This is a genomic window from Falsiroseomonas sp., assembly GCF_030695085.1.
Taxonomy (GTDB): domain Bacteria; phylum Pseudomonadota; class Alphaproteobacteria; order Acetobacterales; family Acetobacteraceae; genus Falsiroseomonas.
In genome coordinates, this window is sequence record NZ_JAUYTS010000157.1 from 1 (window position 1) to 19286 (window position 19286).

The following is a 19286-nucleotide window of genomic DNA, read 5'->3' on the forward strand; positions in this document are numbered from 1 at the left end:
AGCACCGCCGCCCTGATCGGCGACCTGGGGTATGAGGTGCAGACGGCCGATTCGGCGGAGGCGGCGCTGGCGGCGCTCGCGGAGGGTGCGCGCCCCGTGGCGGTGGTGACCGACCACGCCATGCCCGGCCTCAGCGGCGCCGAACTGGCCGAGAGGCTGGCGCGGGACCGGCCGGGCCTGCCGGTGATCCTGGCCACCGGCCATGCCGGCCCCTGGCCGGAGGGGGATCGCACGCCGCGGCTGACCAAGCCCTACACCCAGTCACAGATCGCCCAGGCGCTTGCGGCGGCGCTGCCCGGCCAGGGGTAGAGCGGGGCTTGACCCCGCCCTGCGCCGCTCTGCCGCTGTTCAAAGACCCGCCGGCTGCCCCGCCACCGCCACCGCCAGCCCATCCGGCCGCAGCAGCCGTGCCGCCACCTGCGCGGTGCCGTCCCGCGTCAGCGCCCGCAGCCTTGCGTTGCGGCCTTCCAGCCAGTCGATCGGCCTGCCATTGCGCTGCATCGCGAGCAGCGTGCCGGCGATGCGCCGCGTATCGGTGAATTGCAGCGGCAGATTGCCGGTGAGGAACGCCACCGCATCCTCCAGCTCCGCATGGGTCGGGCCGCTGGCTGCCATGCGCGCCCATTCGGCGCGCGTCACCTCCAGCGTCTCCGCCACCCTTGCATTGTCGGTGGCGGAGGAACCCACCACCACGCCCTGGCCGAACAGCGTGTCCAGCCCGCCGCCGATGCCATAGGTCAGGCCGCGCTGGACCCGCACCGCCTCCATGAGGCGGGAGGAGAAGCCGCCGCCGGCGAGGATGCGGAGCACCACCTGGAAGGCCTCCCAATCCGGGTCGGTCACCGGCAGGCCGGCCTGGCCGAACTGGATGGCCGATTGCGGCGCCGTCACCGGCACCACCAGGGTCGGGAAGTTACGGAATGCGGGCAATGGCGGCGCTTCCGGCGGCGCCGTCTCCGGCAGCCCGGCGAAAAGCTGCGGCAGGATTTCCGCCAGTTGCGCGGCAGTGATGGCGCCGCTCGCCGCCACCAGCACGCCACCGGTGCGAAGCTGGCGCGACAGCGCATCGCGGATCGCCTGTTCCGGCAGATCGGTCAGCGTCTCCACCGTACCGGAGGTCGGCCGTCCCGCGGGGTGGTCCGGATAGGCCGCGGCCCAGAAGGCGCGGCCGACCTGGCCGCGCGGTGTCTCCAGCGCCGCGCGGGCGCCGGCCAGGGCGCGGGCGCGCACCCGGGCAATGGCGCTTTCCTCCAGCCGCGGCGCGCGCATCGCCAGATTGGCCAGACGCACCGCGTCCGGCAGCGCCGGCAGCAGGGCGCGCAGCGATCCCTCGAAGCCGTCGCGCTGGGCAGAGAAGCCCAGCCCGATGGCGGAATCGCGCAGCGCATCGGCGAAGGCCAGCGCATCGAGGTCGCCCGCGCCTTCCGTCAGCAGCGCGCTGCCCATGGCGAGCGCGCCGCCATGCTCCGGCGCATCCAGCGCCGCGCCGCCGCCCCAGCCCCAGGCCAGGGAGACGACCGGCACCGAATGATCCTCGATCAGCCAGGCGGTCTGTCCGCCGGGGGCGGAAACCTGCTGGATCTCAACCTGGAAAGCGCCGCTCACAGCCGCACCTCCGCCGGTGCCGAGACCCCTTCGGGCAGCAGCCAGCCGCTGGCCGAGGGCGCCTTGCCGAGCACGGCCACGGCCGCCGCCGCCACCTGGTCCCGTGTCACGGCGCGCAGCCGGCGTGGCCAGAATTCCACCGTCTCGATCGGCAGGCCGACCGACAGGGCGCTGCCGATCATCCGCGGCGCGGCGCCCAGCCCATCCAGCGCCAGCAGCGCGCCGGCCGACATCTGCCGGATGCTGCGCGCCACCTCCGCCTCGGTCGGCCCGCCTTCATCCAGCAGGCGCTTCACCTCGGCCATGGCGACTTCCTCCACCCGCCCGGGCGGCACATCGCGGCGCGGGGTCACGGCGATGTCGAAATCGGTCCAGCTTGCGGTATCGCCGCTGTAGCTGGCCCAGACACCGACCGCGAGGCCGGCCTCCACCAGCGCCCGGTACAGCCGCGACCCCTGGCCGCCGCCGAGCAGATGGCGCAGCACCTCCAGCGGGTCCGCATGCTGGGTGGCGCCGGCGGTCAGCGAGGGGGCCTGCCAGGACCGCACGAAGGTCGCCTCCCCGCGCAGCCGCGGGTCGTTCTTCACCAGGCGGGGGGTAGGAATTTCGGAGGGCGGCGGCGCGCGGTCGCGCGGCACGGCGGGCCCGGCGGGCACCGCGCCCCAGCGTTCGGTGACCGCGTCCCAGAAGCTGTCGCCGCTGACCGCGCCGGCCACCACCAGCACGGCGTTGCCGGGGGCATAGCGGGCGCGGAAGAAGGCGAGTAGATCCTCATGCCGGATGGCCCGGATCTCCTCCTCCCAGCCGATGATGGGGCGGCCGTGCCAATGCTGGCGGCCCCACATAGCGGCGGCGAATTCCTCGAAGAACAGCGCGCGGGGGGAGGAGCCGGTGCGCTGGGCGCGTTCCTCCAGGATCACCAGGCGCTCCGATTCCATCTCGGCGGCCGGGATCAGCGCGCTGGCGAAGCGATCCGCCTCCATCATCGCCACCAGATCGAGCCGGCTGGCCTCGACATGCTGGAAATAGGCGGTGACATCGCGGGACGTATAGGCGTTGTCATTGCCGCCCTCCCGCGCCACGCGGCGGGAGAATTCGCCGGAGGCGACATTGGCGCTGCCCTTGAACAGCATGTGCTCCAGGTAGTGCGCGATGCCGGACAGGCCCGGCGGATCCTCCGCGCCGCCCGCCGCGACATAGGCATAGTGGGCGACAACGGGCGCGCGGCGCTGCTCCACATGCGCCACGCGCAGCCCGTTGGGCAGGGTGCGGAGCGTCGCGCCGAATAGCGGGCGATCGGCCAGTTCGGCCATGCGCGGGGCACCGGAGGTTTGGGCCAGCAGATCGGGCGCGGTGCCCACGGCTGCGGCGAGGGCGGCGGCTTGCAGGGCCGCGCGGCGGGTGAGGGACATCATGGCCCCTACATGGGCGCATCGGGGCGAATGGCAAAGCACTCCGGACCTGTAACCGCAACGCGACGCAACGCGGGGCCGGGTCGCAACCCTGCCGCCCAAGGCAAGGAATGTCGCGGCTCGTGGTCCAGGATGCGGCGAGGGGGATGGGGCGCACCCTCCTGGCAGCTGCGCTGTCCATCCTGCCGGCGCTGCTGGCGCTCGCGGCCTTCGGCGTGTTCCAGACACCGGATACCCCACCGTTCCTGGCCTATGCCGAGGCGTTGCGCGCCATGGTGGTGCGGCTGCCCTCCGAGATGTTCGGCGTTGGCTTCATCCCGGTGGACATGATGGTGGAACTGCACCGCCAGGCCGGCGCGCCGTGCCGCTGGCCGGGCTGGTGGGGTGGAGGGCGGTGGCCACCCTCCCGGCCATCAGGTCAGGCCAGCCCCAGCGCCCATAGCAGCACGCCCTTCTGGGCATGCAGGCGGTTCTCCGCCTCGTCGAACACCACGCTTTGCGGGCCGTCCATCACCGCATCGGTGATCTCCTCCCCGCGATGCGCCGGCAGGCAATGCATGACGATGGCATCCGGCGCGGCGTGCTTCAGCAGCGCGTCATTCACCTGGTAGGGCGCCAGCAGATTGTGCCGGTTCAGCTTTTCCTGCGCCGTCTCGTCGGACATCGACACCCAGGTATCCGTCACCACGCAGCGCGCGCCGGCCACCGCCGCATGCGGGTCCGTGGTCAGCTCGATCTTCGCGCCTTCGGCCCGCGCCCAGGCAATCAGCGCCCCGGGCGGCGCCAGTTCGGGCGGGGTGGCGAGGCGCAGGGTGAAGCCGAAGCGGGCGGCGGCCTGGATGAAGGATTGCGCGACGTTGTTGCCATCCCCGGTCCAGGCCACCACCTGTCCGGCGATCGGGCCGCGATGTTCCTCGAAGGTCATGATGTCCGCCATCAACTGGCAGGGGTGGGAGACATCGGTGAGGCCGTTGATCACCGGGATGGTGGCGTGTTCCGCCAGCTCCCGGATTTTCGCGACATTGTCGGTGCGCAACATGATGGCATCGGCATAGCGTGACAGCACGCGGGCGGTATCGGCCGGCGTTTCCCCACGGCCGAGCTGCATGTCCTTGGAGGACAGCACGATCGCATCGCCACCCAATTGCCGGATGCCGACCTCGAAGCTGACGCGGGTGCGGGTGGAGGGCTTCTCGAAGATCAGCGCCACGGATTTGCCGGCCAGCGGCTTGCCCGGCACCTGGCCGCGCTTGGCCTGCACGCCGAGATCCAGCATGCGGCGCAGCGTCGCCGCATCCAGATCCATCAATTCCAGAAAATGCCGCGGGGAGGGGCTGCCCCCTCCCGCCACACTCTTCAGCGCCGCACTCATTTCGCCGCGACCTGCGCGGCGCTCGGTGTCATCCGCAGGCAGGTGCGGTCGAGCAGGCGCAGCGCCTCCGCCACCTCGGCCTCGGTGATGATCAGCGGGGGCGCGAGGCGCAGCACATTCATGCCGGCGGCGACCGTCAGCAGGCCCTCCGCCACCGCGGCGGCCTGCATCTCGCTGTTCACCACCTCCGGCCGCAGCTTCATGCCGAGCAGCAGCCCGGCGCCCTGCACACCCTCGATCACCTTCGGGTGCTTCTCGGCAAGTTCCAGCAGCCCGCGCCACAGCAGGCGCGCCACGCCATCGACCTGGCCGAGGAAGCCGGGCGCCAGCATCACGTCCAGCACGGCATTTCCGGCGGCGCAGGCCAGCGGGCCGCCGCCATAGGTGGTGCCATGGGTGCCGGGCTTCAGGTACTTCGCCACCTTCTCCTTCGCCAGGATCGCACCCAGCGGGAAGCCGCCGCCGATACCCTTGGCGGAGGACATCACATCCGGCTCGATCCCCGCCCATTGATGCGCCCACAGCTTGCCGCTGCGGCCCATGCCGGTCTGCACCTCATCGAGCGCCAGCAGCAGCCCGAATTCGTCGCAGACCGCGCGCAGTTCGCGCAGGAAGCGCAGGTCCGCCGGGCGGACGCCGCCCTCGCCCTGTACCGGCTCGATCATGATCCCGGCGGTCTGCGGCCCGATGGCGTCGCGCACCGCGTTCATGTTGCCGAAGGGCACATGGTCGAAGCCCTGCACCGGCGGGCCGAAGCCGGCCAGGTACTTCTCATTGCCGGTGGCGGACAGCATGGCCAGGGTGCGGCCGTGGAAGGCGCCCTCGAAGCAGATCATGTGGAAGCGCTCGGGGTGGCCGGTCTCCGCATGATATTTGCGGACCGCCTTCACCATGCCTTCGTTCGCCTCGGCGCCCGAATTGCAGAAGAAGACGCTGTCCGCGAAGGAGGCCGCGACATGGCGCGCGGCCAGTTCCTCGGCCTGCGGCACGCGATACAGGTTGGAGACGTGCATAACGCGCGCCGCCTGTTCCGCGATCACCTTCGTCAGATGCGGATGGGCGTGGCCGAGGCTGGTGGTGGCGATGCCCGCACCGAAATCGAGGAATCGTCGCCCATCCACGGTCCACAGCCAGGCGCCTTCGCCCCGCTCGAAGGCGAGGTCGGCACGGTTGTAGGTCGGCATCAGGGCGGGGATCACGCGATCCATCCTCCGTCACGCCGCGCGGCCAGGCGCCATTCGCCAAGGCGAGCGCGGAAGCGCAGGAAATTGCACGATTTCGGGCGGGCGGTCAAAGCACGCTGGCGCGGGGTGCCGCGGCGCTGTTTCAGCCGGTTTCGCCAGGCCACCCCGCCGCCGCGCCGGCCGCTAGGATGCACCTGATGGCGGGAGGGTCAGAGGATGGGATTGCTGCTGGTCACGCCGGCGACGGCGGCCGAGCGGGCTGCGATCGAGGCCGGGGAGGCGTGGCACTTCAGCAAGGCCAGTCCCCGGCAACTCACGGAGGCGAAGCTGGCGGGCGGGCCGGGGCAGCCCAATGCCCGGATCCGGCTTTCGGCGCCCTCGGGCTGGCAGCTCGATTTCTGGAAGTTCATCCGGGATGCCAGCGTCTGGGACCCGGCCGCCTTTTCGCCGGCGGATCGTGGCCGCTACCTGTACCTGTTCCTCGGTGAGCCGGGCACCTGGACGCGCCGCATGAATGTGCAGAAGGCGCCGCTGACGGTGCGCATCCCAGGCGCGCTGCTGCTGGCCGCGGTGCCGCCGGCCAATCTGTTCTACCGGGCGGTGGACAAGGTGGTGGTGGTGAAGGGCGACTATGTCGGCCCGGCGCTGCTGGACCCGCCCCCCTGAGCAGGCCCCCTGAGCCTGGCACCTGAACGCAGAAACGGCCGGGACAGGCCCGACCGTTTCCTCAGTCACGCAGTGGCAGCAAGCTTACCGCCGGACGCCGCCGCTGTTGGACGGATAGGCGCCGGAGGTGTTGGAATCGGTGGCGCGGTCATAGGCCCGCTCCACCGCCGTGCCGGGCGGGTTGCCCGGGCGACCATCCGACTGGCGCGGAAAGGCGCCCGAGGTGTTGGTCCCCGCCGCGCGATCCAGCGCGCGCTCCGCCGCCGTGCCGGCCGGGTTGTTGCCGGTGCCGTCCCGGCTGGTCGGCGGGCTGCCCGTGGCGCTGTCATAGGCGCGCTGGGTGGCGGTGGAGGGCGGGTTGCCCGCCATACCGTCACGCGGCGTATTGTCGGCGCAGGCCACGATCGGCAGCAATGCGGCCATCACGAACAAGGACTTCTTCATCTCAGGCGTCTTCCTTAAGGTAGGTAGATCAACCGCGGCGCGCGGTGTTGTCGTAGGAGAAGGTCGGCAGGCTCTCCAGGCTTTCCTTGGTCGCGCCGCGCAGCACCCAGCGGTTGCGCTCGCTGTCATGGGTCAGGCGCTCATACGGAATGGCGACCAGCTTGGCGCCGATGCCGAGGAAGCCACCGACCGAGATAACCACCACCGAGGCCGCGCCGCCCTGCGGAACGATCAGGTCGTCCACCGACCCGATGCTGTTGTTTTCCTCGTTGTAGATGTTGGAGCCGATGATCTCGCTGGCCCGGCGGCTTTCGCGCAGGCTCATGCTATCAACGGACAGCGTCGGCGTGGTCGCGCCGGTCGCCGTGGTGCCGGTTGCCCTCGTGCCGGTCGTGGTGCCGGTTGCCGTTGTGCCCGGGGTCGTGGCGCGGTCCAGCGCGCGGCCCGCGGCGGTGCCAGGCGGGTTGTTGCCCGTGCCGTCCGGATCGGTGCGGTTGCCGGTCGCGCTGTCGAGGGCGCGCTGCGTCGCCGTGGAAGGCGGGTTGCCCGGGGTGCCATCCCGCGGTGCCTGCGCCGTCACGCCACCGCGCGCGTCATTCGGGACGGCGGCGGTCTGGCCGAAGGCGAGCATCGGGGCGACAACGATGGCGGCCGCGGTCGACACGGACAGGAACGTCTTGCTGCTCAGCATGGGTGGTCTCCTTCAATTGGCCGGTGCGCTGGGACGCTCCGTGCCTGCCCCCCTAACGCCGCCAGGCTGGAAAAGGTTTCGGCGCCGTTGCCGCGGGTCGCCAGCGATGCGGCCGGCGTGCCAGGATGGGGGGGTGATGAGACAGCATCCCCGGCCCGATCCCCGGCCCAATCGCCAGAGTGGTGGCCGGACCGCCCGCGACCCGAATGCGCCGCCCCGCCCGCCCGGCCCGCCACCCGGCGAGGCCAGGCTGCGGGAGGCGGCCGTGGCGCATCTGGCGCGCTATGCGACGACGGAAGCCGGGCTGCGCCGCGTGCTGTGCCGCCGGGTGGATCGCTGGGCGCGCGCGGCGGAGGCCTTCGGGATGCAGGATCTGGCGCCGCTGGTGGCCACCGCGAAACAGGCCGCCGCCGCGGTCGCCCGCCAGATGGCCGCCAGCGGCACCGTGAATGATGCCAGCTTCGCCGAAAGCCGCGCCCGCCGCCTGCTGCGCACCGGCCGGTCTCGCCGCGCCGCGCTCGCGCATCTGGCGCAGAAGGGGGTGGATGCGGAAACCGCCGCCGCCGCGCTGCCGGAAGGCGAGGCCCCGGAGACGGATGCCGCCCTCGCCTTGTGCCGCCGCCGCCGCATCGGCCCCTTCGGCGATGCGGATCCGCCGCCGGAAGCGCGGCTGAAGGCGCTGGCGACCCTGGCCCGCGCCGGCTTTGGCCGCGGCACGGCCGAGGCGGCGCTGCGGATGGACCCGGACGAGGCCGAGGACCGCCTGCTGTCCTTCAAGCGGGGCTGAACGCGTGGCATCAACCCCAACGGGCGGCCAGGCCGGCCGCGTTGTCTTCACCCGTGCCGGGGTGTGGCGCGGTGCCGTGGCGAGCCTGCCGCTCTGGGTCGGCATGCTGCCCTTCGGCGTGGTGATCGGCGTGCTCTCCGCCGCCAAGGGCCTGTCCTTCGCCGAGACGGCGCTGATGACCAGCCTGGTCTTCGCCGGCTCCGCCCAGCTCGTGGCGCTGGAGCTGTGGGCCGATCCGGCGCCGGTCCTGGCGGCGACCATCGCCGCCCTGGTGGTCAATCTCCGCATGGCGCCGATGGGCGCGGCGCTGGCGCCCTGGCTGGACCGGCTGCGCGGCTGGAAGCTGTGGGGCAGCCTGGCGACGCTGGTGGACCATTCCTTCGCCATGGCGATCGCGGAGCAGCGGGCCGGCGGGCGCGATGCCGGCTACCTGCTGGGCAACGGGCTCGGCATCTGGGTGTCCTGGGTGGTGACGGTGATGGCCGGGCATCTGGGCGGTGGGCTGCTGCAGGTGCCGCCGGGACACCCGTTGTTCTTCGCCGCCATCGCCGCCTTCCTGTCCATCCTGGTGCCGCTGTGGCGCGGGGCGCGGGTGGATGCGCTGCCCTGGCTGGTGGCCGGGCTGGTGGCGCTGGCGGCGCACCGGGCCGGCTGGCCGGTGCCGCTGCCGCTGCTGCTGGGCACCTTCGCCGGCGCCGGGCTTGGGGCCTGGATCGAGCTGCGCGGGCGGGGCGCGCCGGGTTGGAAGCCATGAGCATGCCCGGCGCAATCAACCTGCGGCCGGCGCCTTGCGTCGGCCGAGCGGCCGAATGGCCGCCGCGGCTTATGCCGCGAAGGCAAGCGCGCGCCCGCCGTTTGAGGGGGCCGAAAATGCGCCCGCAGCTTCAGGCGTGGGCATAGGCCGATGGAGCTGAGGCCGGATGTGCTGCTGGCGATCCTCGGCATGGCGCTGGTGACCTATGCCTGCCGGGCCGGCGGCTACGCCGTGCTGCGGGCGGTGCGGCCACCGCCCTTCGTGCAGGCGCTGCTGCGCCACCTGCCGGGCTGCCTGTTCGTGGCCTACGTCACCCCGCCGCTGCTGGCGGGCGGTGCGCCTGTCTGGGCGGGGGCGGTGGTGGTGGTGGTGGTGCAGATCGCCGTCCGCAACATCGGCGCCGCCATCCTGGCCGGCGTGGCGGTGACCTGGGGGCTGCATGCGGCGCTGGGATTGGGGGGATAGACCGGTGTCCTTGACCCCAACCGGGCCGCATCCGCATATAAGCGGCATGTTCCGCGGGATGTCCGGCCTTCGAATTATCCGCCCGGCCCTTTGAAGGCCGGGTTTTCCGCGCACGCCCCTATCCGGCCTCCTCGCAGGCTCATTGAGACCGCATCCCATGAATGACGCCCCCCCCGTGGCCCCGACCGACCCCGCGCGCGATTATCGCGGCACCGTCTTCCTGCCAAAGACCGATTTCCCCATGCGCGGCGACCTGCCGAAGCGGGAGCCCGCCTGGCTTGCGCGGTGGGAGGCGATGGGGCTGCGGGACCGGCTGCGCGCGCAAAGCGCCGGCCGGCCGAAATTCATCCTGCATGACGGCCCGCCCTATGCGAACGGCAACCTGCATATCGGGCACGCGCTGAACAAGATCCTGAAGGACGTGATCAACCGCGCCGCGCAGATGTCCGGGCTGGATGCCGATTACGTGCCGGGCTGGGACTGCCACGGCCTGCCGATCGAGTGGAAGATCGAGGAACAATACCGCGCCAAGGGCCGCGACAAGGATGCGGTGCCGATCCTGGATTTCCGGGCCGAGTGCCGCGAATACGCGGCCCATTGGCTGGGCGTGCAGAGCGAGGAATTCCGCCGGCTCGGCGTGCTCGGTGACTGGGGTGGGCGCTACGCCACGATGGATTTCGCCTCCGAGGCGGCCATTGCCGGGGAGATCGCGAAATTCCTGATGAACGGGTCGCTGTATCGCGGCCTGCGCCCGGTGATGTGGAGCCCGGTTGAGAAGACCGCGCTGGCCGAGGCGGAGATTGAATACCACGACCATGTCTCACCCACGCTGTGGGCGCGCTTCCGGTTGAAGGCGGCCGGGGCGGCGGACCTGGCCGGCGCCTCCGTGGTGATCTGGACCACGACGCCCTGGACCATCCCCGGCAACCGCGCCGTCGCCTATGGGCCGGAGATCGACTACGCGCTGGTGCATGTGGAGGGCGTGGCCGAGGGCAGCGCCCTGGTGCCGGGCGAATTCCTGCTCGTCGCCCTGCCGCTGCTGCCGCAATTCGAGAAGGATGCGGGGCTCGGCGCGCACAGCATCAAGCGCCTGCTGAAGGGCGCGGAGCTGGAAGGCGCCATCGCCGCGCATCCGCTGGCCGGCTGGGACGGCGCGCCCGGCGGCTATGATTTCGACGTGCCGCTGCTGCCCGGAGACTTCGTCACCACCGAGGCCGGCACCGGCTTCGTGCATATCGCCCCGGGCCATGGCGAGGATGACTTCATCCTCGGCAAGGCCCATGGGCTGCCGGTGCCGGAGACGGTGGGCGATGACGGCACCTTCACGCGCTGGGCGCCGGGCTTTACCGGCCAGCACGTCTTCAAGGCGCATGACGCCGTCTATGCCGCCTGCATCGCGATGGGCACGCTGGTGGCGAAGGCGAAGCTGACGCACAGCTACCCGCATAGCTGGCGTTCCAAGAAGCCCGTCATCTTCCGCGCCACGCCGCAATGGTTCATCGCGATGGACGATGCGAACGCGATCCGCGAAAAGGCGATGCAGGCGATTGCCGACACGCATTTCGTCCCCGACATCGGCCGCAACCGCATCGGCGGCATGGTCTCCGTCCGCCCCGACTGGTGCATCAGCCGCCAGCGCGCCTGGGGCGTGCCGATTCCCGTCTTCGTCGAGAAGGCCAGCGGCGAGCCGCTGCGCGACCCGGCAGTGATGGACCGCATCATCGGGGCCTTCCGTGTCGAGGGCGCCGATGCCTGGTACCAGCCCGGCGCCGCGCAGCGCTTCCTCGGCGCGGATCGCGACGCCAGCGCCTATGAGCAGGTGATGGACATCGTCGATGTCTGGTTCGAATCCGGCTCCACCCACGCCTTCGTCCTGACGCCGGAGCGCGGCCTGCCGTTTCCGGCGGATCTGTACCTGGAAGGCTCGGACCAGCATCGCGGCTGGTTCCATTCCTCCCTGCTGGAATCGGTCGGCTCGCGCGGCACAGCGCCGTTCAAGGCGATCCTGACGCATGGCTTCGTGCTCGATGAGCAGGGCCGCAAGATGTCGAAGTCGCTCGGCAATGTGGTGGCACCGCAGGATGTGGTGAAGGACCATGGCGCGGACCTGCTGCGGCTCTGGGTGATGAACACCGATGTCACCGAGGATCAGCGCATCGGCAAGGAAATCCTGAAGCAGCAGAGCGAGCTGTACCGTCGCATCCGCAACACGCTGCGCTGGCTGCTCGGCAATCTCGACCGTTTCCACGAGAGCGAGATCGTCCCGCACCAGGATCTGCCGGAGCTGGAGCGCTGGGTGCTGCACCGGCTTTCGGAACTCGATGCCCGCCTGCGCCAGGCGGTGCGCGACCATGATTGGACCGGCGTCTATCCGGACATTCACGGCTTCTGCGCCACGGACCTCTCGGCCTTCTACTTCGACGTCCGCAAGGACAGCCTGTATTGCGACGCACCCGAAAGCCTGCGCCGCCGCGCGGCGCGCACGGTGATCGACCAGCTGCATCGCTGCCTGACCGCCTGGCTGGCCCCGGTGCTGGTGGCGACGGCGGAGGAAAGCTGGCTTGCCCGCTTCCCGGACGACACGGACAGCATCCATCTGCGCGACTGGCCGGTGATTCCGGCGGAATGGCGGGATGAGAAGCTGGCGGAGAAATGGGCCGCGGTGCGCGGCTTCCGCCGCACCGTGACCGGCGCGATCGAGGATCTGCGCCGCGCCGGCACCATCGGCGCCTCGCTCCAGGCCAGCGCCACCCTGGCGCTGCCGGAGGGCGACCCGGCCAATGTGCTGACGGCGGAGCAATGGGCAGAGGTGCTGATCGTCTCCCAGGCCCGGATCACTCCGGCCGAGACGCCGGATGCGGTGGTGACGGTGGCTGGGGGCCATAAATGCGACCGCTGCTGGCGCGTGCTGCCGGAGGTCGGGCGCTCGCTCGCCCACCCGACGCTCTGCCGCCGCTGCGAATCCGTGGTCGCTTGATGCGGCGGCAGGATCACGGCGCATGATGCGCATCGGCCTCGCCTTGGCGCTTGCGGTACTGGTCATCGACCAGGCGACCAAGCACTACATGCTGTTCGTGCTGGAGCTTCCCATGGTGGGCCACATCCCACTGGTGGCCGCCGGCCCCTTCGGCTTCGACCTCACCATGGTCTGGAACCGCGGCGTCACCTTCGGCATGCTGGCCGGCGACAGCCCCTGGTCGCAGGCCGTCCTCGGCCTGCTGGCGCTGGGCATTGCCGGCTTCCTGCTGCGCTGGATGGCGCGGGCCGAAAACCGGCTGACGGCGCTGGCGCTCGGCGCCGTGGTCGGTGGCGCGGTCGGCAATGTGATCGACCGCTTCCGCTTCGGCGCGGTGGCGGATTTCTTTGATGCCCATGCCTGGGGCTGGCATTGGTATGTCTTCAATCCCGCCGATGCCGCCATCGTGCTCGGCGTGGTGGCATTGATCGCCGATGCCTTGTTCCGGCCTTCACCCAGGGCTAAGGGTTCCACGCCATGACCCAGCTTCGCACCCTCCTGCTCGGCCTGCCTCTCCTCGCGGTGCTCGCGGGCTGCGGCGGCGACACCGCCCGCTCCCTCGGCTTCACCCGGGACCCGCCGGATGAATTCCAGGTTACCACCCGCGCGCCGCTCTCGGTGCCGCCGCGGCTGGCCGAATTGCCGGTGCCGACCCCGGGCACGCCCCGGCCGCAGGATCAGCGGCCGCCGGCCGCAGCCATCCTCGGCGGCACGCCGGCGCAAACCGCCGCACCGTCCGGCGCGGAACGCGCGCTGCTGGCCCAGGCCGGCCAGCCGGTGGACGACAATATCCGCGCCCGCGTCGATGCCGAGAGCCTGCGGCTCGACCGCCCCGATCGCAGCGTGGCGGACCGCCTGATGTTCTGGCGCGGCGATACCACCCCGCCCGGCGTGGCGGTGGACCCGCAGCGGGAGGCGCAGCGCCTGCGCGAGAACGCCGCCCTGGGGCGCGATACGACCGAAGGCGTGACGCCGGTGGCGCAGCCGCAGCAGCGCAGCCTGATCCAGAGGCTGTTCGGCGGGTAATATTGGCCGACCACGCAAGCTGGTCGGCGGCGCCTGGGCTACCTATCTGTGCCACTCATGGCCGGGCACCGCCGCATGGCGTGCCCGGCTTGTTTCGTTTGGCCTCCCCGGTTGCCGGAGCCCCGGCAGCCCTGTCGCGCATCGCCCCCGCCCGTTTCCACCGGCCGCGGGGCTGCGCCCATGCATGGTTTCGCCCGTGACCGATCCGACCCTGCCCTCCGCCACCCCCGCCTTCCTCAACCATGACCGCCCGCCGGTGCCGGATCTGGTGGTGCCGCGCGGCGTGCTGCCCTTTCACCTGGACCAGCGCCCGGTGCGCGGCCGGCTGGTGAAGCTCGGCGCGCTGGCGGATGCGCTGATCGGCCGCCATTCCCAGCACCCCGCCGTGCTGCGACTGATGGGGGAGGCGCTGGCACTGACCGCCGCGCTGGCCACCGCATTGAAATTCAAGGGCTCCTTCAGCCTGCAGGCGAAGGGCGATGGCCCGGTCTCCATGCTGCTGGCCGATTGCACGGATGCCGGCGCGCTGCGCGGCTATGCCAAGGCGGACCCGGAAAGGCTGGAGGCGCTGCTGGTGGCGCATCCGCAGCCCACCGCCGCGCAATTGCTCGGCAAGGGCTTCTTCGCCTTCACCTGCGACCAGGGCGACGACATGGAACGCTACCAGGGCATCGTCGCCATCGAGGGCGAGACCCTGGCCGAGATGACCGACACCTATTTCCAGACCTCCGAGCAATTGCAGACGGAAGTCCGCCTGGCCTGCGGCCGCAGCCTGGCCGGCTGGCGCGCCAGCGCCCTGGTGATCGAGCGTGTCGCCGGCCAGGGCGGCATCGGGGAGCTGGACCAGGAGGAGCAGGACGATGCCTGGCGCACCGCCCAGGCCCTGGTCGGCACCCTGAAGGCGGAGGAGATGCTGGATGACGAGCTGCCGGGCGAACGCCTGCTGCACCGGCTGTTCCATGCCGAGGGCCTGGCCACGGACCGGCCGCGCCCGCTGTCCTATGGCTGCCGCTGTTCCCGCGCCCGGCTGGCCGCGGTGCTGGAGAATTTCGGGCCGGAGGATCTGGACCACATGGCCGAATCCGGCGCCATCACCATGACCTGCGAATTCTGCGCCGTGGATTTCCGTTTCGAACGCGCCGAGGTGGATGGCAAGGCCGGGCGGGCGTGACGCGGCCCGAGTCTTGAGGCTGGACCCGCGCCGCGCGCTGCATTACCGGGGATGCGGGCCGCAAGGGAACGTCGCCATGCCGAAACGCCGCCACCTGTTGAAGGCCTTGCCGCTGCTCGCCGCCGCCTGCGCCACCGCCGAACAGCCATTGCCGCCGCTGCGCCCGCTGGTCACCGGCTACGGCCACCTGACCCCGCTGCGGCTGAATGTGCTGGAGATCCAGATCGGCCAGCCGGTGCCCGGCGCGATCCAGGTGATCGAGCCGGCGCCGATGCGCCCGGATGTGGAAATGCGGCGCATGGCGGAACAGCGCCTGGTGCCGATCGGCACGGAGGGGCGCGCCCGCTTCGTCATCACCAATGCCCGCTTCATCCGCCAGCCGCTGCCGGCCCGCGGCGGCTTCGGCGGGATGTTCGGGGGTGAGCCTGGGGAGCGCCTGACCTGCGAGCTGGCCTGCCGGGTGGAGATCCTGACCGGCGCGGATACCCGCGTGGCCTTCGTCGAGGCCCAGGTGCAGCGGCTGCAGACCGTGGCCGATGGCGCCAGCGCCGCCACCCGCCGCCAGGCGGCGGAGGATGTGGTGCGCCAGGCGATGGAGGAGATGAACGTGGAATTCGAATTCCAGCTGCGCAGCACGCTCCGCGCCTGGCTGGCCGAGGGGCTGACGCCCACCGCGCCGGCCCCGGTGCCGGTGGAACGCGAAGACCTGTCCGGAGCCCAGCCCCGGACATGAGCATCACCTTCGGCAACCCGCCCGGCGTGCACACCCCGGGCGCCCGCTATGTCCATGCCGCGCTGGTCGAAGGCCCCGGTCGCCGTCTGGTGATCTCCGGCCAGATCGGCGTGGCGCCGGATGGCACCGTGGTGGCGGGTGGGGAGGACCAGATTGCCCAGGCCTTCCGCAACCTGCACGCGGTGCTGGCGGCGCATGGCATGGGGCCGGAGCATATCGTGAAGCTCGGTGTGTTCGTCACCGACCGTTCGCTGATCCCGGCCTTCCGGGCGCAGCGGGATGCCGTGCTGGGGCCGATCTGCCCCTGCAGCACCCTGCTGATCGTGGCCGGCCTCGCCGATCCACGCTTCGTCTTCGAGGTGGAGGCGGAGGCGTTTTCCGCCTCAGGCGCCGGCGCAACGGCCGGCTGAGCGCGGCATCACCCGCCTTCCGGCGGGTGCAGGTCGCGCGTTTGGCCGAGTGCTGCTCAGGCCTCCGCGCTGGCCCGCGGCGCGCCGAGCATGGCCATGAATTCCCGCCGGGTCGAGGCATCGTCGCGGAAGGCGCCGAGCATCCGGCTGGTCACCATGGACACGCCGGGCTTGTGGATGCCGCGGGTGGTCATGCACTGGTGCTGCGCCTCGATCACCACGGCCACGCCCTTCGGCTTCAGCACCTGCTCGATGGTGTTGGCCACCTGGGCGGTCAGCTTTTCCTGGATCTGCAGGCGCTTGGCATAGGCTTCCAGCACGCGGGCAAGCTTCGAGATGCCGACCACGCGGCCATCCGGGATGTAGGCGATGTGCGCCTTGCCGATGATCGGCACCAGATGGTGCTCGCAATGGCTTTCGAGGCGGATGTCGCGCAGCACGACCATTTCGTCGTAGCCATCGGTCTCCTCGAAGGACCGCGCGAGCAGGTCCACCGGGTCCACCTCATAGCCCGAGAAGAACTCGCCATAGGCGCGCGCTACGCGGGCCGGGGTGTCCACCAGCCCCTCCCGCGTCGGGTCATCGCCGGCCCACATCAGAAGGGTGCGGACGGCAGCCTCCGCTTCCTCGCGCGTCGGGCGGATGAAGGTGCCTGGCTGTTCGGTGCCGAGGCTGCGGGCGGGGGTCTGGATGTTCAAGGGTCGTTTCCTATCGGCATCTCGACGCAGCGGCGGCAGGCCTGCCCCCGTATCGTCGCGCCCTGTGGAGTGCCAGGGTGTGAAATTCAGATGGGGACAGTCGGACATCGCGCAATGGTCTGTCCGCCAGCGGAATCAGACCGGCGGTTCACCCTGAACCGGCTGGCTGCCCATGGCGCGCAGCAGCACGGTGATGGCCCGTGCTGCCTCCTCCACCGCTTCGGCGTCGCTGCCCTTGGCGACCAGCGCGACGCCGCCACCGCCCATCCGGTAGTAGGGATAGCTGCCGATATCCAGCTCCGGCCAGCGCGCCTGGATCGCCGCCAGCCCCTCCGCGATGCGGCCTTCCATCACGCCATCCGCATGCACGGCGCGCGATGCGATGGGCGGGCCGCCGGCCAGGGTGGGGGCGAGCGATTCGAACATCGCCTGCATGATGCGCGGCACCCCGGCCAGTACATGGACATTGCCCATGGTGAAGCCCGGCGCGATGGAGATGGCATTGTCGATCAGCGTGGCGCCGCGCGGCAGGGTCGCCATGCGCTGGCGGGCGGGGTTGAAATCGCCCGGCTTGTAGTGGCGCTCCAGCCGCGCCCAGGCCTCGGGGTGCGGCTCCCAAGGCACGCCGAAGGCGCCGGCGACGCATTCGCTGGTGATGTCGTCATGCGTCGGGCCGATGCCGCCGGTGGTGAAGACGTGATCGAACCTGGCCCGCACCTCGTTCAGCGTGGCGATGATCGTCTCCCGCACATCGGGGATGATGCGGACCTCGCGCAGCGGGATGCCGATCTCGCCCAGGCGGGTGGCCAGGAAGTTGATGTTGGCGTCCTTGGTGCGGCCCGAGAGCACCTCGTTGCCGATCACCAGCAGGCAGGCGGTGGGGTTTGGCGCGGTCATGGGTGGGTGTCCCGGGCGAGAGGCGGATGCTGGATGGCCGGTTACAGGAAATCCCGCAGCATGGCGACCAGCGGCTTGTCCGCTGGCGGCATGGCATAATCCGCCAGCTTGTTGGGCCGCACCCAGGCCAGCGCCTGGCCCTCCATCGGCTGCACCCGGCCTTCCCAGCGACGGCACAGATACAGCGGCATCACCAGGTGGCGGTCACCGAGCGGATGGCTGGCAAAGGTGAAGGGGGCGAGGCAGCTTTCCGCCACGTCGATCCCCAGCTCCTCCCGCAATTCGCGGATCAGCGCGGCTTCCGGCGTCTCCCCGGCATGGACCTTGCCGCCGGGGAATTCCCACAGCCCCGCCATCGGCTTGCCCTCCGGCCGGCGGGCCAGCAGCACGCGGCCATCCGGGTCGATCAGCGCGCAGGCCGCGACCAGCAGGATGTGGCGCCCCATGCCTTCGGGAACCGGGCCTTCCAGGACGGGCGCGACTTCGGCGGCGGCGGCGGGCAGGTCGGCGCGGGTCATTTCGAAGAGTTTTACCGGCATGGTGCCGCCGCGCGCCAGGAAGTCCCGCACGCCCTCGCCGGTCTCGCGGAAGCCGATGCGCTTCAGCACGGCCTGGCTGCGGGTGTTCTCGATCAGCGCGGAGGCGACCAGCCGGTCCAGCTCCAGATTGGCCAGCGCCCAACTGGCCAGCCGCGCCGCCGCTTCCGGCCCGACGCCATGGCCCCAGTAGCGGCGGCCGATCCAGTAGCCCAGCTCCGCCTCCCGCTTCGTGGCGTGGCGGGTCAGGCCGATGCAGCCCACCAGTACCTCCCGCTCCGCCGGTTCCTGCTCCAGCCCGGTGATGGCCAGGTGCCAGGCGGTGCCTTCGGCAAGCTGGGTGTGGGTGGAGGCGATCCAGTCATCGGCCAGCGCGCGCGGATAGGGGAAGGGCACCCGGGCGAGGGTTTTTGCGACTTCCCAGTCATTCACCAGGCGATGCAGCTCCGCCGCATCCTCGGCCCGCAGCGGCCGCAGGGTCAGGCGGTCGGTGCGGAGGGGAGCGAAGGTGCATAGCGCCGCAGGCATTTGGATTTCACTCATCCGAACTGCCAGGGTCTTTGGCGGAATTTGCATTTCCAACAAGGATCGACTTCAGTCCTCTGGAACTGAGATTTTCAGCGAGGATTTTTTTCTTAATATGATCCGTGACTCGGATGTGATGTTCTGTTGGATCATCATAACCATATGCACCAATGTAAACATGCCGCGCGGCGTGATCCTCCACTGTAAAATTTACAGTTTCAAGACCATGCTCAACACAGATTGCGAATATTTTCTGAAAAACACGAACGGGAAATCCGTGTCCGACAGAAAGCTCAAAAACAGCGGGAGTATACGGATCAGTCGATGTGGTGCCGAAGGTAGATGTTGGAAATAGCCGAATGGCTTTAAGTCCAGCTACGATACCGTCGTATTTTTCCAGAAGATCGTTTATTTCGATCGAATAATCTGGTTGCGCCCGTTGCGGGTTCAATTCCTCGTTTACGGAAAGAGGTGGAGTGCGACTGGATGCTAACGGACGAAGAATTTCTGCGCTGGGCTGCCTTGAGACGACTTTAACATATTCAGATTTACCGGTCTCAGCAACAAATCGCCTAGTCAAGTATTCTGCGTAATAGGTATCTTCTTGCATTTCGGGGCGGAACCGCGTCTGAAGAAGAAATAGGCACACCAAAAAAATAGGCACGTTTGCTATGGATGCAATGATTAGGGCGCCGGCCCCCCAGCTTGGCTGCGTTACGTGGGTTGCGGCGAAAAGGAACGCGCCGTTCACAGAAACTAATCCGGCAAGCCAAGCCCCCAAGAGTTGAAGAGGCTTGGTAATTCTGCCAGGCTCGATGCGCGACGAAACGGTCAGGACGTTCTCCATAGCTCCAGGCTAATATTCAGAGGCTTACCTGTTCTCGTCTTTGCTTC

Annotated in this window: 21 protein-coding genes; 11 read left to right on the plus strand and 10 right to left on the minus strand. The window is 70.0% G+C overall.

The features are described from left to right. On the plus strand, positions 1–309 hold a 309-nt coding region (locus Q8S40_RS16920; RefSeq protein ID WP_305671306.1), incomplete at its 5' end, for a response regulator. 39 nt (positions 310–348) lie between these two features. On the opposite strand, the gene Q8S40_RS16925 is transcribed toward Q8S40_RS16920, so the two are convergent. The 4 genes from Q8S40_RS16925 to Q8S40_RS16940 all read right to left on the minus strand — a co-directional run bounded on the left by Q8S40_RS16925 (position 349) and on the right by Q8S40_RS16940 (position 5588). Beyond that, the gene (locus Q8S40_RS16925) at positions 349–1605 is read right to left on the minus strand and encodes a pitrilysin family protein (protein ID WP_305671307.1); all 1257 of its coding nucleotides are present in this window, start codon (positions 1603–1605) and stop codon (positions 349–351) included. Continuing rightward, positions 1602–3020 carry a pitrilysin family protein gene (locus Q8S40_RS16930; protein ID WP_305671308.1) on the minus strand — a complete coding sequence of 473 codons (1419 nt, stop codon included), beginning with the start codon at positions 3018–3020 and terminating at the stop codon, positions 1602–1604. The genes Q8S40_RS16925 and Q8S40_RS16930 overlap by 4 nt, the downstream gene beginning before the upstream one ends. Positions 3021–3435: 415 nt before the next feature. Then, positions 3436–4389, minus strand: coding sequence for an ornithine carbamoyltransferase (gene argF / locus Q8S40_RS16935; protein ID WP_305671309.1), 954 nt, complete (start codon positions 4387–4389; stop codon positions 3436–3438). Further along, positions 4386–5588: an aspartate aminotransferase family protein gene (locus Q8S40_RS16940; protein WP_305671310.1), complete on the minus strand. Its 1203-nt coding sequence runs from the start codon at positions 5586–5588 to the stop codon at positions 4386–4388. The genes argF and Q8S40_RS16940 overlap by 4 nt, the downstream gene beginning before the upstream one ends. Before the next feature lie 201 nt (positions 5589–5789). Here Q8S40_RS16940 and Q8S40_RS16945 point away from each other — a divergent pair, with 201 nt between their 5' ends. Further along, positions 5790–6239, plus strand: a complete 450-nt coding sequence (locus Q8S40_RS16945; RefSeq protein ID WP_305671311.1) for a hypothetical protein — start codon at positions 5790–5792, stop codon at positions 6237–6239. 84 nt (positions 6240–6323) lie between these two features. On the opposite strand, the gene Q8S40_RS16950 is transcribed toward Q8S40_RS16945, so the two are convergent. Together Q8S40_RS16950 and Q8S40_RS16955 are read right to left on the minus strand one after the other, a co-directional pair. Then, complete coding sequence (locus Q8S40_RS16950; protein WP_304814889.1) at positions 6324–6683, minus strand: hypothetical protein; 360 nt, start codon at positions 6681–6683, stop codon at positions 6324–6326. A 28-nt stretch (positions 6684–6711) separates the two neighbouring features. Continuing rightward, positions 6712–7374, minus strand: coding sequence for a PRC-barrel domain-containing protein (locus tag Q8S40_RS16955; RefSeq protein WP_305671312.1), 663 nt, complete (start codon positions 7372–7374; stop codon positions 6712–6714). Positions 7375–7510: 136 nt separating this feature from the next. Between Q8S40_RS16955 and Q8S40_RS16960 the strand changes: the two genes are divergently transcribed. The 9 genes from Q8S40_RS16960 to Q8S40_RS17000 all read left to right on the plus strand — a co-directional run bounded on the left by Q8S40_RS16960 (position 7511) and on the right by Q8S40_RS17000 (position 15736). Beyond that, positions 7511–8161 carry a regulatory protein RecX gene (locus Q8S40_RS16960; RefSeq protein ID WP_305671313.1) on the plus strand — a complete coding sequence of 217 codons (651 nt, stop codon included), beginning with the start codon at positions 7511–7513 and terminating at the stop codon, positions 8159–8161. Between the two features lie 4 nt (positions 8162–8165). Then, complete coding sequence (locus tag Q8S40_RS16965) at positions 8166–8915, plus strand: AzlC family ABC transporter permease (protein WP_305671314.1); 750 nt, start codon at positions 8166–8168, stop codon at positions 8913–8915. 150 nt (positions 8916–9065) lie between these two features. Continuing rightward, positions 9066–9380: an AzlD family protein gene (locus Q8S40_RS16970; protein ID WP_305671315.1), complete on the plus strand. Its 315-nt coding sequence runs from the start codon at positions 9066–9068 to the stop codon at positions 9378–9380. 157 nt (positions 9381–9537) lie between these two features. Then, positions 9538–12357, plus strand: a complete 2820-nt coding sequence (ileS, locus tag Q8S40_RS16975; protein ID WP_305671316.1) for an isoleucine--tRNA ligase — start codon at positions 9538–9540, stop codon at positions 12355–12357. A gap of 22 nt (positions 12358–12379) precedes the next feature. Further along, on the plus strand, positions 12380–12877 hold the full coding sequence (gene lspA, locus Q8S40_RS16980; protein ID WP_305671317.1) for a signal peptidase II: 498 nt from the start codon (positions 12380–12382) through the stop codon (positions 12875–12877). Further along, a complete protein-coding gene (locus Q8S40_RS16985; RefSeq protein ID WP_304814881.1) occupies positions 12874–13422 on the plus strand; it encodes a DUF3035 domain-containing protein in 549 nt (182 codons plus the stop codon). Before lspA ends, Q8S40_RS16985 begins: the two co-directional genes overlap by 4 nt. Before the next feature lie 196 nt (positions 13423–13618). Next, positions 13619–14593 carry an Hsp33 family molecular chaperone HslO gene (locus Q8S40_RS16990; RefSeq protein WP_304814879.1) on the plus strand — a complete coding sequence of 325 codons (975 nt, stop codon included), beginning with the start codon at positions 13619–13621 and terminating at the stop codon, positions 14591–14593. Positions 14594–14669: 76 nt separating this feature from the next. Further along, the gene (locus Q8S40_RS16995) at positions 14670–15326 is read left to right on the plus strand and encodes a hypothetical protein (RefSeq protein ID WP_304814877.1); all 657 of its coding nucleotides are present in this window, start codon (positions 14670–14672) and stop codon (positions 15324–15326) included. Next, positions 15323–15736: a RidA family protein gene (locus Q8S40_RS17000; RefSeq protein ID WP_304814876.1), complete on the plus strand. Its 414-nt coding sequence runs from the start codon at positions 15323–15325 to the stop codon at positions 15734–15736. The genes Q8S40_RS16995 and Q8S40_RS17000 overlap by 4 nt, the downstream gene beginning before the upstream one ends. A 56-nt stretch (positions 15737–15792) precedes the next feature. Here the strand turns inward: Q8S40_RS17000 and folE are convergent, their stop codons facing one another. The 4 genes from folE to Q8S40_RS17020 all read right to left on the minus strand — a co-directional run bounded on the left by folE (position 15793) and on the right by Q8S40_RS17020 (position 19239). Next, on the minus strand, positions 15793–16434 hold the full coding sequence (gene folE / locus Q8S40_RS17005) for a GTP cyclohydrolase I FolE (RefSeq protein WP_304814875.1): 642 nt from the start codon (positions 16432–16434) through the stop codon (positions 15793–15795). A gap of 135 nt (positions 16435–16569) precedes the next feature. Then, complete coding sequence (locus Q8S40_RS17010; protein WP_304814874.1) at positions 16570–17331, minus strand: molybdopterin-binding protein; 762 nt, start codon at positions 17329–17331, stop codon at positions 16570–16572. A gap of 41 nt (positions 17332–17372) precedes the next feature. Continuing rightward, entirely contained in the window at positions 17373–18410 is a 1038-nt protein-coding gene (locus tag Q8S40_RS17015; protein WP_305671319.1) for a bifunctional GNAT family N-acetyltransferase/(deoxy)nucleoside triphosphate pyrophosphohydrolase, read from the minus strand. Then, positions 18403–19239, minus strand: a complete 837-nt coding sequence (locus tag Q8S40_RS17020; protein WP_305671320.1) for a hypothetical protein — start codon at positions 19237–19239, stop codon at positions 18403–18405. Before Q8S40_RS17020 ends, Q8S40_RS17015 begins: the two co-directional genes overlap by 8 nt. Between the last annotated feature and the right edge of the window lie 47 nt (positions 19240–19286).